This is a genomic window from Streptomyces sp. NPDC031064, from assembly GCF_055570965.1.
This window is the reverse complement of the sequence record NZ_JBVIGF010000004.1, coordinates 1-15065: the sequence shown is the minus strand read 5'-3', so window position 1 is coordinate 15065 and position 15065 is coordinate 1. Positions and strand designations below refer to the sequence as shown.

10 protein-coding genes are annotated in these 15065 nt (G+C 74.1%); 4 read left to right on the top strand and 6 right to left on the bottom strand.

Features of this window, described 5'->3' with window-relative positions:
- Positions 1-16: 16 nt before the first annotated feature.
- From trmB to ACZ46W_RS15270, 3 genes are all read right to left on the bottom strand, one after another.
- The gene (gene trmB, locus ACZ46W_RS15280; protein ID WP_468337089.1) at positions 17-781 is read right to left on the bottom strand and encodes a tRNA (guanosine(46)-N7)-methyltransferase TrmB; all 765 of its coding nucleotides are present in this window, start codon (positions 779-781) and stop codon (positions 17-19) included.
- 83 nt (positions 782-864) lie between these two features.
- Entirely contained in the window at positions 865-2100 is a 1236-nt protein-coding gene (gene lhgO / locus ACZ46W_RS15275) for an L-2-hydroxyglutarate oxidase (protein WP_468337086.1), read from the bottom strand.
- 61 nt (positions 2101-2161) lie between these two features.
- Positions 2162-3598, bottom strand: coding sequence for an MFS transporter (locus ACZ46W_RS15270; protein WP_468337083.1), 1437 nt, complete (start codon positions 3596-3598; stop codon positions 2162-2164).
- A 625-nt stretch (positions 3599-4223) separates the two neighbouring features.
- On the opposite strand from ACZ46W_RS15270, the gene ACZ46W_RS15265 reads away from it, so the two are divergent.
- Positions 4224-6320 (top strand): asparagine synthase-related protein, encoded by a 2097-nt coding sequence (locus tag ACZ46W_RS15265; protein ID WP_468337080.1) that lies wholly within the window; start codon positions 4224-4226, stop codon positions 6318-6320.
- A 19-nt stretch (positions 6321-6339) separates the two neighbouring features.
- On the opposite strand, the gene ACZ46W_RS15260 is transcribed toward ACZ46W_RS15265, so the two are convergent.
- Positions 6340-8244: a sigma-70 family RNA polymerase sigma factor gene (locus ACZ46W_RS15260; RefSeq protein WP_468337076.1), complete on the bottom strand. Its 1905-nt coding sequence runs from the start codon at positions 8242-8244 to the stop codon at positions 6340-6342.
- Positions 8245-8405: 161 nt separating this feature from the next.
- On the bottom strand, positions 8406-9239 hold the full coding sequence (locus ACZ46W_RS15255) for a TetR/AcrR family transcriptional regulator (protein ID WP_468337073.1): 834 nt from the start codon (positions 9237-9239) through the stop codon (positions 8406-8408).
- 350 nt (positions 9240-9589) lie between these two features.
- Between ACZ46W_RS15255 and ACZ46W_RS15250 the strand changes: the two genes are divergently transcribed.
- Entirely contained in the window at positions 9590-10993 is a 1404-nt protein-coding gene (locus ACZ46W_RS15250; RefSeq protein WP_468337070.1) for an NAD(P)/FAD-dependent oxidoreductase, read from the top strand.
- A 149-nt stretch (positions 10994-11142) separates the two neighbouring features.
- On the top strand, positions 11143-12795 hold the full coding sequence (locus tag ACZ46W_RS15245; protein ID WP_468337067.1) for an ATP-binding SpoIIE family protein phosphatase: 1653 nt from the start codon (positions 11143-11145) through the stop codon (positions 12793-12795).
- A gap of 11 nt (positions 12796-12806) precedes the next feature.
- Here ACZ46W_RS15245 and ACZ46W_RS15240 read toward each other — a convergent pair whose 3' ends face one another.
- On the bottom strand, positions 12807-14075 hold the full coding sequence (locus tag ACZ46W_RS15240; RefSeq protein ID WP_468338741.1) for an MFS transporter: 1269 nt from the start codon (positions 14073-14075) through the stop codon (positions 12807-12809).
- 142 nt (positions 14076-14217) lie between these two features.
- Here ACZ46W_RS15240 and ACZ46W_RS15235 point away from each other — a divergent pair, with 142 nt between their 5' ends.
- A complete protein-coding gene (locus tag ACZ46W_RS15235) occupies positions 14218-14757 on the top strand; it encodes a MarR family winged helix-turn-helix transcriptional regulator (protein WP_468337064.1) in 540 nt (179 codons plus the stop codon).
- Positions 14758-15065 lie beyond the last annotated feature (308 nt).

Here is a 15065-nt window from a genome sequence, read left to right as displayed (position 1 = left end):
ACGGCCACGCCCGGGGTCACACCCGCTTGAACAGCAGGTCGTGCACCACGTGCCCCTTGTCCAGGCCCTGGCCCTCGAAGCGGGTGAGCGGCCGGAAGGCGGGCCGGGGCGCGTAGCCGCCGCCGGGCACGGTGTTGGCGAAGTCCGGGTGCGCGGTCAGCACGTCCAGCATCTGCTCGGCGTACGGCTCCCAGTCCGTGGCGCAGTGCAGTACGGCACCGGGCTTCATCCGGGTGGCGACCAGGCTGAGGAACTCGGGCTGGATCAGCCGGCGCTTGTGGTGCCGCTTCTTGGGCCACGGGTCGGGGAAGTACACGCGTACGCCGTCGAGCGCGTCGGGGGTGAGCATTTCGCGCAGCAGGATGATCGCGTCACCGTTGGCCACGCGTACGTTCGTCAGGCCGGCCTTCTCGGCGAGCGCGAGCAGGTTGCCCTGGCCCGGCGTGTGCACGTCGACCGCGAGGATGCCGGTCGACGGGTCGTCGGCGGCCATCTGCGCGGTGGCCTCCCCCATCCCGAACCCGATCTCCAGGACCACCGGGAGCCCGCCGAACATCTCGTCCAGGTCGAGCGTGCGCTGCCCGTCGATGTCCAGCCCCCATACGCCCCACAGCCGTCGCAGGGCGTCGCCCTGGCCGGGCGTGACGCGGCTGCGCCGGGGCTGGAAGCTGCGGATCCGCCGCTCGAAGTGCGACCCGGCGGGGTCGGGCGCGGGCCCCTCGGGGAATCGGGGCTCACCCTTGGGACGGCGGTGCAAGGCGGTTTCACGGGACTCAGACACAATGCCCAAAGTCTACGGCGCCGCACGGACGGCGGGCTCGGCCCAGGTGCGCTCCCCGGACGGCAGGGCCCGCGCGGCGGGGCTCAGCCCAGGTGCGCCAGCGCCCGGCGGGCGACCTCGCGGCCGATCGGGAGGGACGCCGTGGCCGCCGGGGACGGGGCGTTCAGCACGTGGACCGTCCGGCGGGCCTCGCGGATCAGGAAGTCGTCGACCAGCGTGCCGTCCCGCAGCACGGCCTGCGCCCGGACGCCCGCCGGGGCGCGGCGCAGGTCCTCGGGGGTCACCGCCGGGAGCAGGCGCCGCACCGCCTCCGTGAACGCCCGCTTCGAGGCCGACCGGTGCAGCTCACCGGCCCCGTACCGCCAGTGGCGGCGGGCGATCCGCCAGGAGCCGGGCCAGGCCAGCGTCCCGGCCAGCTCGCCGGGCCGGACGACCGACCAGCCGTACCCCTCGCGGCTCAGCGCGGGCACCGCGTTCGGCCCGACGTGGACGCCCCCGTCGATGCCCCGCGTCAGGTGCACGCCCAGGAAGGGGAACGCCGGGTCCGGCACCGGATACACCAGGCCCCGCACCAGCTCGGGCCGGCCCAGGTCGTAGTACTCGCCCCGGAACGGCACGATCCGCATGCCCGGGTCGTCGCCCGCGAGGCGCGCCACGCGGTCGCAGTGCAGCCCCGCGCAGTTCACCAGCACCCGGCCCCTGAGGACCGTCCCGGCCGCCGTCCGCACGGCGACGCCCCAGGGGCGGCGGTCCACGGCGGTGACCTCCGCCCCGTACCGGATCCGAGCGCCGGACGCCTCCGCGAGCTGCGCCGCCACCGCCCCGTAGTCGCACACCCCGGTCGTGCCGACGTGGATCGCGGCCAGGCCCCGCACCTCGGGCTCGTACTCGGTGATCTGCGCCGGGCCCAGCTCACGGACCGGAATGCCGTTCTCCCGGCCGCGCTGGACCAGCGCGTGCAGCCGGGGCAGCTCGGTCCGCTCGGTCGCCACGATCAGCTTCCCCGTGACCTCGTACGGAAGGCCGTACTCCGCGCAGAACTTCACCATCTCCGCCGCGCCCCGCACCGCGTACCGCGCCTTGAGCGAGCCCGGCCGGTAGTAGATCCCGCTGTGGATCACCCCGCTGTTGCGCCCGGTCTGGTGCCGCGCCGGGCCCTGCTCCTTCTCCAGCACGACCACCCGCGTGCCCGGGGCGGCGCGCGTGATCGCGTACGCCGTCGACAGCCCGACGATCCCGCCGCCGATCACGAGCACGTCGCAGTCGAAGCGGCCGAAGCCCTCACTGCCGGAACTGCCGTACGCGGACACCTGTGCCACCTCCCACCCCAGATAGTGCACTGGCCCACTGACAATGCGCGCAAACCTGGGGAGGCGAAGGTCACGCCGGAGCCATCAGCAGCGGGCGCGCCCGCTCCCGCAGCTCCGCCACCCGGGGCTCGTCCCCGTACGGCTCCAGCCGGTGCAGCAGGTCCCGTACGTACTCGGTGGTGCGCGCCGAGGAGATCCGCCCGGCAACCTCCACCGCGCGTGTGCCGGCCGCGCAGGCCGCGTCCAGGTTGCCCGACTCCAGTTCGGCGACGGCGCTCACGACCAGCCGTAAACCGTGCGACCGGACGTACTCCTCCGTCGGCCGCGACAGGGCCTGCTCCGTGAAGCGGCGGACCTGGCGCGGCGCCTTGAGATCCCGGTAGCACTCCGCCGCGTCCGCGCAGAACCGGTCGTACGAGTAGAAGCCCAGCCAGGACGGGTCCGCGTCGCCCTCCCGCGACCGCTCCAGCCAGCCCTCGGCGGCCCGCAGCGCCGCCCCGGCGGAGGCGCCGTCGCCGGCCTTGGCGTGCGCCCGCGCCTCCACCAGCCGGAAGAAGGACATGGTCCGCGCGGTGGCCAGGCCCCGGTTGCGCTCCAGCGCCGCCTGCGCCAGGTCGACGCCCTCGTCGGCGAAGCCCCGGTAGGTGGCCTGGAGCGACATCGACGCCAGCACGTACCCGCCCAGCGGCACGTCGGCGGCCGCCCGCGCGAGCCGCAGCGCCTGGATGTAGTAGCGCTGGGCGGCCTCCTGCTGGCCCGTGTCGAAGGCCATCCAGCCCGCCAGCCGGGTCAGCTCGGCGGTCGCCCCGAACAGCGCCCGGCCGACCTCGTCCGAGTACGAGCCCAGCAGCAGCGGCGCCGCGTCCACCCGCAGGCACTCGGGCACCATCGACGAACGCCAGTCCCCGCCGCCGTACTTGGAGTCCCAGCGCCGCGCGTCCTCCGCCGCCTCCCGCAGCTTCGCCACGTCGCTGTGCCCCACCCGGACCGCGCCGCCCTCGTCGGCGGCGCCCTCGGGCGTGGCCGCCACCGACCGTTCCACCGACGAGTCCGCGGGGGTTATCAGCCACCGGGACGCGGGCGTCGCGTACGCGCTGACCGCGAAGGACCCGGCCAGCGACTGCCAGATCCCGCCGCCGCCCGCCCGCCGCCCGGCCAGGTCCAGCCGGTACAGGTCGGTCGCCGACTTCACCGCCTCGCCCACGTCGCGCGGGAAGGCCAGCCCCACCTCGGGCGCGGGGTCCGCGTCGGCGAGGCCGATCTCGTGCAGCGGGACCGGACGGCCCAGCTTCTGCCCGATCGCGGCCGCGATCAGGTGCGGTGCGGCGCCCTGCGGCACCATGCCCTTCGACACCCACCTGGCCACCGACGTCTTGTCGTACCGAAGGGTCAGACCGCGCTGTGCTCCGAGGTCGTTGACCCGCCGGGCCAGGCCGGCGTTGCTGATTCCCGCGAGGGCGAGAACGGTGCCGAGCTTCTCGTTCGGCCCGCGTTGCTCCCTGGACATGCGCCACCCCTCGACCCAGACGGCCGCCGCGACGCCAGGCATAGGCGCGCGGCATTCGTAAACCCAGCGTAGTTCGCCGCATCCCCACCGTTAAGGGGCGGTGTTCCGTATGGCGAGATGTTGTGCGTTCGTCCGGCCGCCCGGGAGGCCCCGTACGTGGACGCGCCCGGCCGCCGTGCTCTCGCCGTGCCCTCGTCGTGCTCCGGGTGTGTGGCCGTGCGCCCGCCCGTGCGCTCTGGCCGCTGCCGTGGGGGAGCGCTTCCATGGGTGCTGCGTGGGTCGGCCCGCTGTACTGGAAGCAGCGGGCTGGGGGACACCGCCGCCTCAATCCCCGCGGGTGGCGGACCGGTCCGGGAGGCGGACAGCGCCTCCCGGACTGAGCTTTGTGGGTAGGTGTGTAAACAAATGTACGGTTAGGGCGGGCCCGGAGATTGGCTGAATGATGCCCATCTGATGCCCGTCGCCCGGCCGGGCGAACCCTCCCTCATACCGTTACCAAGTGGCCAATGCCAGGGGCGCGTTCCCATTTCACGGGGCGCGGCCCGTAGCCCCTCCTGTGCGCCGTTGTCGTGGCAGCATGTCTCCATCAAGAGTGCTGAGTTGTCCACAGGCTGTGGAGGCGGCGATGCGGTGGCTGGTGGGGTGGAGCAGTATCGCCGCGAGCTTCGGTACGGCCGGGGCCGTCGGGAGCGATGACGAGAACGCCACCGTGCACCCCGTCGGCGCCCAACTCCTGTGGGGCGACCCCGATCCGCTGTGGGCGGTCGGCGACTGGCGCCCCGACGAGGTGCGCGTCGTCACCGTCGACCCCATCACCCGCCTCGCCGTACTGGGCTGTTGCGCGGCGAGCGACGACCAACTGAGGGTCGGGCTGTTCGCCGCGCGCGGCGGCGCCATGCGCCACCTCACCGCCTGGCCGGGCAGCTACACCGCCGTCGTCCAGGTCGGCCGCCGCATCATCGTCACCGGTGACCTGGCGGGCGCGCGGCCCGTCTTCCACACCCCGTGGGCGAACGGCACGGCGTACGCCACCGCCGCCCTGCCCCTCGCCGACCTCATCGAGGCCCAGCTCGACATCGGCCACCTGGCCGCCCTACTCGCCTGCCCCGAGACCCCGGAGGCGCTGCGCGACTCCACCCCGTACGCCGGCGTCAAACGCGTCCCGCCCGGCCACGCGCTCGTGCTGCGCGAGGGCTCGCGGGAGATCACCGGGTACGAACCGGTCGCCTCGCTCGCCGTCGCCGCGCCCCAGATCGACCCCGACCGCGCCGTGGACGGCGTACGGGACGCCCTGGTCGAAGCCGTACGGGCACGCCTCACCGCGCCCCGCCACGCGCCCGAGACACTGCCGCCCGACCCCGGGCCCGTCCCCGGCATGGGCCCCGCCGAACGGCGCGCCGCCCGCGGGGCGCCCGCCCCCGGCATCGGCGCCGACCTCTCCGGCGGCAGCGCGTCCGGCACGCTGGCCCTGCTCGCGGCGGGCCTGCCCGGCGTACCCGGCACGATCCTCGGCCACGGCACGGGCGCGGGCGAACGGCTGCTCGCCGTCACCTTCAACGACCTGGCCACCGGCGGCCGGGACGCCGAGGCGGAACGCGCCCGCGCCCGCGCGATCGCCGAGAACCCGCGCCTGCACCACGTCGTCGTGGCCGCCTCCGAGGAGGCCCTCCCGTACGCCGAACTGGAGGGGCCCCTCACCGACGAACCGGGGCCCTCCCTGGTGACCGCCGAACGCCACCGGCGGCGCCTCGCGGCGGGCAGCGCCGACCATTTCACCGGGCACGGCGCACGGCAGGTGCTCGACGCCCACCCCGCGCGCCTGGCCGACCTCCTGATGGACCGCAGACGCCGGCACCTGCTGCGGCCCGTCACCGCCCTCGCCAAGGCCACGGGCCCGACCGCCGGTTCGCTGCTCGTCCCGCTCACCGTCTACCGGGCGGCCCGCAAGCTGGCCCGCACGCCCTACCGCGCCGGGCTGGAATCGGCCGCCGACCGGCTGCTGGAGGCCAACCGCAGCCCGGGTGCCCCCGGCGGCCCGCTGGGCGCCTCCCTCGCCGCCCTCGCGTGGGCCCGGCCCGGCCCCGCCGCGCGCTGGCTGACCGGCGAGGCCCTCGCTGAAGTATCGGTTCGCCTCAACCAGGCGGCCACCAGGCCCACTTCGGTCCAGCGCCCCGGCGAGGCACGCGCGCGTGCCGCCCTCGCCCGCTACGCGGCCGACCACCGCATCCTGGAGCAGGCCGCCGAGGTCCGCAGCCAGCGGCTGCACTCGCCCTTCCTCGACAACCAGGTCGTACGCGCCTGCCGCGACCTGCCCGAATCGCTGCGCGTCCAGCCCGGTGCCCGCGCCGCCATACTGCGCACCGTTCTCGCGGGCGCGGGCATCCACGACCTGCCGCCGGGCTGGGGCGCCACCTCCCACGCCCCGACGGCCGCCGCCAACCGCGCGGGCCTGCGCGCCGCGCTGCCACAGCTCATGGCCCTCTTCGACGCGCCGCTCCTCGCCGACGCGGGTCTGATCGAGGCCCGCGTCGTCCGCAAGGCGCTGCGCGCCGCCACCGAGGGCGAACCGGTCCCCCTGGACGGGCTGGCCGACCTGGTCTCCACGGAGCTGTGGCTGCGCCGCCTCCTGGCCCGCCGGGGCACCTGCTGGACCGGCACGGCGGCACCGCGCCGACGCGCCGTGGCGGCCGGGGTGCCCCCGCGCCCCACGCTGCGCTCGTAGCCCTCCAGGCCGCCGGGTACTAGCCGCAGATGATCCGCGACTCCGCCCAGTCGGCGGGCGCCACGGAGCTCAGCGGCGTGGCCGGGTCCGGTTCGACGACCAGGCGGATGGTCTTCCGTCCCGCGATGCCCACGCGCAACGGCACGGCCGCGTCGCCGCCGCGCAGCACCGGCGACCGCCAGAGCCGGGTCCCGTCCCCGTACACGGAGAAGCGCACCGCGCCCATCCCCAGCGCCATGTCGTCCACGCCGGCGAACGCCTCGTAGGCCGAGCAGCGGCGGTTGAGGTCGATGGTGAGCGACGACCGGGCGTGCACGGTCACGCCGTGCCCGTACCGCTTGCCGCCGACCGACATGCCCCAGCGCTGCCACATCCAGCTCGACGCCCCGAGCCGGACCTCGGGCCCGGTGTGGTCGCCGTAGAGGCTGTAGTCGAGCCGGTTGACCTGGTAGACGGTGGGCGGGGGCGGCGGTGGGGCGGGTGCGGGAGGCGTCGGCTTCGGCGCCGGTGCCGGCGGGCTCGGCGGCGGGGTGGGCGTGGGTGTGGGCGTCGGCTTCGGCCTCGGGCCGGCGGGCGCCGGCGGCGCGGGGGCGGGCGTGGGGCCGGCGGGCGGTGTCGGTTTCTCCGGGGCGGGCCCGGGAACGGCCGGTTCCGGCGTGGGCGGCGGCGTCGGCCTGCTGGGGGCCGGGGCAGGCGGCGGTACGACCGGCTCGGCGGCGGGCGGGCGCGCCTCCGGTGCGGGGGTGGGCGCCGGGCTTCCGGACAGCGCCCACACCACGCCCGCTACGGCGGTGACGGCGACGGTCACCGCGATGCCCGCCTTCGCCGGGGCGCCGAGCCCTTCGGCCGCGGCTCCACCGGCGGCCCCGCCCGACGCCCCGGACGCCGCACCCCCGGAGCCGCTCGCCGCGGCCGCCGCACCCGCACCGGCGCCCGCCGCTCCCGCCGCCCCACCGGCCACCAGCCCGGCGGCCTTGAGCGAGTACCCGGCCGCGAACCAGCCGATGACGGCGACCGGCAGCAGCGCGGGGATCCCGGCGTTGACCTGCTCCAGCTCGCCCACTGCCAGCCGGCACCGGGCGCACTCCTCCAGGTGCTTGCGAAGGCCCCGTTCGGCCCGCATCCGCAACCCGCCCCGGGCGTACGCGCCCAGCCGGTCCGCGTAGCGCGCGCAATCGCCGCCGGCCGTGAGCGACCGGCTCACATGCGCCTGCAAGTACGCCTGCTTCAGCCCCTCACGGGCCCGGCTGGCCAGCACCGCCGTGGCGTTGGCGGTCAGCCCGAACAGCGGCGCCACCTCGCTCGGCGACTCCTCCTCGACCGTGGTGTGCCACAGCACGGCCTGCCACCGCTCGGGCAGCGAGCGGAAGGCCCGCACGGCGAGCGACTGCTCGGCCTCGTGCATCGCCCGCACGTCGGCGCCCAGTTCCAGCGTGTCGGCGTCGGACATCTCCGAGGCGCGCACCGCCTGCGCGGCGAACACCGCGAAGTCCTCGACGAGCTGCTCGCGCTTGGACGTCTTCGTCCACGCGGCGGCCACGCGCCGGACCGTCGTCATCAGGTACGCGCGCACGGCCTGTTCGGGCCCCGCGCCGCCGCGCACCGCCTGGAGCGTCCGCGCGAACACCTCCGCCGTCAGATCGTCCGCCGTGTGCGCGTCCCGGCAGCACGTGCGGGCGTAGCGCCGTACCGCGCCCGAGTGCCGGACGAACAGCTCCTCGTAGGCGGTGTCGTCACCGTCCCGCAGCCGCTGGACGAGCTCGGCGTCCGACGGCGGCAGCTCGATGGGCGGCGGCAGTACGGAGTCGTCGCCGCCACCCGCGCGCCCCTCGCCCCGTCCGCCCTGGCTCGGCACCTTCGGCGCGGCCGCACCGTCGGCCGGTGCCCCGCTCCCGAGCGGCTCACCGCGACGTTCACCGCTCATCGCGGAAGCCCCCGTACCCCTGCTCAGACCCGGACACCGGGCAAGAGTGCCACAGAGCACGGCCCCTGTCGGGGCGAGAGCGCGTCAACCACTCATCCGGGGAAACCTCCCGAACGCCGGCCCGAACCGCCCCCGCCCCGCCACTCACGCCGGGTGGGACCTCACGCCGGGCGGGACCGGAGCCCCTCCAGCAGGATGTCCAGGAGCCGTGCCGACGCCGCGCTCTGCTGGGCCGCGTCCGGCAGCGAGGGCGCCGCCGTGGCGATGACCAGCAGCACGTCCGCCACCGTCACGTCCGCGCGCAGCTCACCCGCCTCCCGGGCCCGGTCGACGAGCTGCCCCACGACCTCCAGCAGCTCCGAGGCGCCCGCGTCGTCCAGCTCGGCCGCCACCGCCGCGCGCGTGGGAACCACCCGCAGCTCCGGCTGCCCCGCCACCGTGGGCACGGCCGACACGGCCGAAGCGCCACGCTGCTGCGGCACCCGCGCCTCGTCCGCCTGCCCCGCGCCCACCGCACCGGCCGCGCCCGGCTCGTCCACGCCCACCCGCAGCACGTGCGGCGGGAGCAGACGTCCCGCGCCCGAGGCCACCGACGTCCGCAGGAACCGGGAGAGCGCCGACCACGGCTCGTCCTCCTGGCCCAGAGCCGTACGCGCCTGCTCGGTGAGCCGGGAGGTCTCCTCCTCGGCTATGCGCCGCACCAGCACGTCCTTGCTCGGGAACCGGCGGTAGACCGTGCCGACCCCGACCCGCGCCCGGCGCGCCACGTCCTCCATCGGCGCCCCGTACCCGAGCTCGCCGAACACCTCCCGAGCGGCGCGCAGCACGTGCTCGAGGTTCCGCTGCGCGTCCACCCGCAGCGGCGCCGTACGGCTCGACGGCCCGCCGGCCCCGATCCTGCCGTTCATCCCACCGCCGAGCCCCTCCGCGGACGAAGACGACGAAGTGGACGCCGACGCGACAGCGGTCGACCAACGGGAATCCTGAATATGCATGAATGTTCCCCCGGTAATGATGTGTCTCCCCCCGGAGACTCCCCCACCCTGACAACCGGGGCCCGGACCGCGCGCTCAGGTCATGCGCAGCGCCCCGACTCCCCGACGACATACGAACATAGTTGAGTCGAGGTCAATTCAGAAGGGGCAGTTCCGACCGGTGCGCCCCCCGATCGGAGCAAGGACCGGAACACTCCCGATTCTGCCCCCTCACGCCACCCCCCACCCATCCCCTGACCTGCGCACCTTCCCCCACACGCACCTCCCGCGCCACCCCGGGCCCCGCACGGCCTCCGGTCACACAATTTGCCGGGCCTGTGGACAAACCCCGGAGCCCGTTGCGTCATGGGATGGTGACCGAACCTGTGCGCATTCTCGTTGTCGGCGGTGGCTACGTCGGGATGTACACCGCCCTGCACCTCCAACGGCACCTCAAGGCCGAGCTCAGAAGCGGCACGGCCGAGATCACCGTGGTCACACCCGACCCGTACATGACGTACCAGCCCTTCCTCCCCGAGGCGGCGGCCGGCAACATCTCGCCCCGGCACGTCGTGGTGCCGCTGCGGCGGGTCCTCGACAAGTGCAGGATCGTCATCGGCGAGGCCAAGGCCGTCGACCACGCCAAGCGCACGGCGACCATCACCACCCTCGCCACCGAGGAGGAGGGCGCCGGACCGGTCCAGCTCTCCTACGACGAACTGGTCATCGCGCCCGGCTCCATCTCCCGCACCCTCCCGGTCCCGGGCCTGGCCGACTACGGCATCGGGTTCAAGACCGTCGAGGAGGCCATCGGGCTGCGCAACCACGTCATCGAGCAGATGGACATCGCCTCCTCCACCCGCGACCCCGCCATCCGCGACGCCGCCCTCACCTTCGTCTTCGTCGGCGGCGGATTCGCCGGCGTCGAGGCCCTCGGCGAGCTGGAGGACATGGCCCGCTACACCGCGCGGTACTACCACAACATCAAGCCGCAGGACCTGAAATGGGTGCTCGTCGAGGCGAGCGACCGCATCCTGCCCGAGGTCGGCGAGGAGATGGGCAGGTACGCCGTGCGCGAGCTGCGCGCCCGCAACATCGACGTACGCCTCGAAACGCGCCTGGAATCGTGCGAGGACCGGGTCGCCGTCCTCAGCGACGGCAGCCGTTTCCCCACCCGTACGGTCGTGTGGACCGCCGGCGTGAAACCCGCGCCCGTCCTCGCCGGCACCGACCTGCCCCTCACCGAGCGCGGCCGCCTCAAGTGCACCGCCCGCCTCGGCATCGAGGGCGTCGAACACGCCTGGTCCGCCGGGGACGCCGCCGCCGTCCCGGACATCACCGCCGACGAACCCGGCCGGGAATGCGCGCCCAACGCCCAGCACGCCGTGCGCCAGACCAAGGTCCTCGCCGAGAACCTCGTCGCCTCCCTCCAGGGCCGGCCGCTCAAGGACTACGCCCACAAGTACGCGGGGTCCGTCGCCTCCCTCGGCCTGCACAAGGGCGTCGCCCACGTCTACGGCCGCAAACTCAAGGGCTACCCCGCCTGGTTCATGCACCGCGCGTACCACCTCAGCCGCGTGCCCACCTTCAACCGCAAGGCGCGCGTCCTGGCCGAGTGGACCCTCGCGGGCCTGTTCAAACGGGAAATCGTCTCCCTCGGCTCCCTGGAGCACCCGCGCGCCGAATTCGAACTCGCCGCGGGGCCCCCGCCGCCCGAACCGGACGACGAGGCGTCGAAAGGTGGAACCGCGGACGGCGGAGCGAAGTCCGACTGACGGCACCGCTGACGAGGCCGAGTTCCGACAGACGCCTCTTGTCAGTGCGGTCGGTCACACTGGACGTGTGACCATAGGTGGGCTCACACCTGCACAGAGTGACTCAGCACGGCAACGCACGGCAACGACACCATGAGGCATACAGATCCGTGAACTTCACGCGTTGGAGCGCCCGGCTCCCCGGTACGCAGCGCCGCGCCGCCGCGCGCGGCACCGGCCATGGGGTCTCGCCGGCGCAGCGGGGGGACTCCGTACCCGCCGCGCGAGGTGAGTCCGACCAGCAGTTGGAGCCCCTGCCCGACGACGTCCCCGCCCCGGAGGACTTCTCCGTACGGGAGATCCTCGGCCGCCTCCCCGGCCTCGTCGCCCTCACCTACGGCCCCGACCACCGCGTCGCGTACGTCAACGACGCCTACGCCACCGCCTTCGGGCCCCGCCCGCCCGGCGCCCCCGCCGCCACCGCCTGCTCCGAGCTCGCCGAACTGGGCCTGCTGCCGCTCATGGACCAGGTGCTGCGCAGCGGAAAGCCCCGTACGGTCAAATCCCGCCGAACGCACGCGGGGGGCTCGTACACGGTCACCTGCCTGCCCGTGGACACGCGCGGTGGCGCCGAGTCCGGCGTCCTCGTCCACGCCGCCGACGTCACCGACCACGCCGAGGCCGCCGAGCGGCTGCGCGCCAGCGAGCGCCGCCACCGCGAGACCGCCGTCACCCTGCAACGCTCGCTGCTGCCCCAGGAGTTGGAGCAGCCCGACGACCTCCGCGTCGCCGCCACGTACCAGCCGGGCGGTACGGACGCGGCGGTCGGCGGCGACTGGTACGACGTCATCACCCTCGGCGCCGGACGCACCGCCCTCGTCATCGGCGACGTCATGGGCCGGGGCGTCCGGGCGGCGGCCGTCATGGGACAACTGCGCACCGCCGTACGGGCCTACGCCCGGCTCGACCTGCCGCCCCACGAGGTGCTCCAGCTCCTCGACGGCCTCGCCGCCGAGATCGACGCCAGCCAGATCGCCACCTGCGTCTACGCCGTCCACGACCCCAACGAGGGCCGCCTCGTCTACGCCTCCGCCGGCCACCTCCCGATCCTCGTCAGGGACGAGGACGGCAGCGTGCGCCGCGCCGAGGAGCCGACCGGCCCCCCGCTCGGCACCGGCGGCTGGCTGCACACCTCCGGGACCATCGCCCTCCCGCCCGGCTCCACCGCCGTCCTCTACACGGACGGCCTGGTCGAGCGGCGCCGGGAGGACATCGACGAGGGCGTCGCCGCCCTGGAGCGCGCCCTGGCCGGCGCCACCGGCAGCCCCCAGGTGGTCTGCGACCGGCTGCTGCGCTCCCTGGGCGTCACCGCGGAGCACGACGACGACGTCGCCGTCCTGGTCCTCCAGCACCCCTCCCGCACCGGGGCCGACGCGGAGCTGTTCCACAACGCCGCCCTCGACCTGCTCGGCGGCGTCGAAGCGGCTCCACGCGCGCGTGCCTTCGCCTCCGGTGTCCTGTCGAGCTGGCGCTTCCCGGTCGAACTGCGCGACCTGGGCGTCCTGGCGACCAGCGAGCTGGTGGCCAACTCCCTCCAGCACGGCACACCACCCATGCGCCTCAGACTCCGCCGTACCGACCGGCGCCTGATCATCGAGGTGACGGACGGCGACGACCACCTGCCGCGCCGCCGCCGCGCCGAAACGGAGGACGAGGCGGGTCGCGGCATCTCGATCATCGCCACGATCGCCTCGTCCTGGGGCAGCCGCCGCACACCCGGGGGTGGCAAGGCCGTCTGGTGCGAGTTCGCCCTGCCCGGTTAGGCGGTGCCGGGTCAGGCGGCCGCCTCGACCGGCTGCCCCGGCTTGTGCTGGGCGACCACCCGCGTCTTCGCCACGAGGTACGGGTGGTCCTGCGCCGGCGTCAGCCTCCTGCCCAGCCGCAGTGCCAGCACGGTGATGCCGAGCGAGAAGAGCACGAAGGTGACGATGTACGGCCCGTGCAGCGCGGCCCCCATGGGCCCGCCCACGGCCGGCCCGACCGCCAGCGCGAGCTGCTTGACCAGGGCGAACGCCGAGTTGTACTGCCCGACCATCGACTCCGGCGCCAGGTCGGCCACCAGCGGTGCCACGGTCGGCGACAGCATCGCCTCACCCAGCCCGAACAGCCCGTACGTCGCGACGAACGCCGCCGTCGCCATCGCCTGGCTGCCGTGCCCGAGCCCCGCGTACCCCGCGAACAGCCACGCCGCGGTCCAGATCAGGCCCACCCAAGCGATCACCCGCGTCCGCCGGCGCCGCTCCACGAACCGCAGCACCAGGAACTGGGCGACCACGATGACCGCCGTATTCGCCGCCAGGGCCATCCCCAGCGCCGACGGCTCGATCCCGGCGGCCTCCGTGCCGTACGCCGCGAGACCCGACTCGAACTGCCCGTAGCAGGCGAAGAACAGCACGAAGCCCAGCACACAGAGCTGCACCATCGCCCGGTGCCCGAGCAGCGCCCGCAGCCCGCCCATGCTCTCCGGGCTCTCCGGCCGCGGGTCGGTGATCGACGGCGTACGCGGCATCCTCACGGTCGCGGCGATCCCCGCCAGCACCAGGAACATCGCCGCCTCGATCGAGAAGAGCAGCAGGAAGCTGCCCGGCCGGCTCTCGTCCACGAGCTGCCCGCCGATCAGACCGCCGATGCCGAGCCCGAGGTTCTGGAGGAAGAACTGCACGGCGAACGCGCGGGTGCGCGTCGAGGTGGACGAGCACCAGACGATCATCGTGGCGAGCGCCGGCTGCATCACGGCCGTACCGGCCCCGAGCAGCGCCGCCGCACCCACGACGGCCGGGACGCTGCCCGCGAGCCCCATGCCCAGGGCGCCGACGGCGGCCAGCAGAGAGGCCCCCACCAGCACGGGCAGCGGCCCCCGGCGGTCGATCGCCCGCCCGGTGAAGGGGAGGACGACCAGAGCGGCCATGGCGAAGACCGCCAGCACGGCCCCCGCCGTACCGGCGCCCAGGTCCCGCACCTGAGCCACATACACATAGAGATACGGAACGGTGAACCCGAGCCCGAACGCGCTCAGCACGTTCCCTGCCTGGATCCGGCGCATCGCCGCGCCCATCGCCTTGGTCACACTCACCTACTTCGACTCTGTAGGACTCAGTCCTGAAGACTTCAACACTAAAGTTCGATGCTTAACTGTACACATTGAAGGACTTCAACGCCAACGAGTGCCGTGGGATACTCCCCGCATGTCCGACACGCAGGAACCGAGCCTCGACGAGCAGATCGCCGCCTATCAGCGCGAGTTCCGCGACCTCGACCCCCAGGTCGAGAAGGTGGTCTCGGCCCTGGGCCGGCTGAACCGCCGTATGAACGTCGCGTACGGCCGCCAGGTCGCCGAGCTCGGCATCAGTAACGCCGAGTGGGAGGTCCTCAAGCACCTCGTCCTCTCCGGCGCGCCCTACCGCCTCGGCCCCGGCGACCTCGCCAAGCGCCTCGGCCTCACTCCGGCGGCCATGACCCACCGCATCGACCGCATGGCGGCCGACGGCCTGGTCACCCGCGACCGGGACGAGAACAACCGGGTGCGGGTCATCGTGGAGCTGACGGACGAGGGCCGCGCCAAGTGGCTGGAGGCGATGCGCATGGCCACCGCCTTCGAGGAGGACCTGCTCCAGGACCTGTCGGCGGAGGAACGAGGGCTCCTGGGCGAGATGCTGATCCGCCTGCTCCGCCGCGTGGAGCACGCCCAGCCGGACGCGGGCGGCCGGCTCAAGGACCTCGACTAGCCGGACTCGGGGCCGGGTTGACACCGGTTCCCCCGATGCGTAAAGTTCTTCGGGTTGCCACGGAGCCGTAACGGTTCTGCGGCAGCCGATCCCGCCGCGAACGCGGCAACCAAACTCAGCACGAAACTCCCGACCGGGACATATTTCGGCATGCCGAAATTCGTTTCGAAGGCTCGATTATGAGCCGCCCGGGAAATCCGCTAGAGTTTGAAACGTCGGAACGGCCCAACAGCCGGAAAGACAACCCGCTCTGACCGGGAATCAGGCCCGAAAGGATCTGATAGAGTCGGAACCGCCGGAAAGGGAAA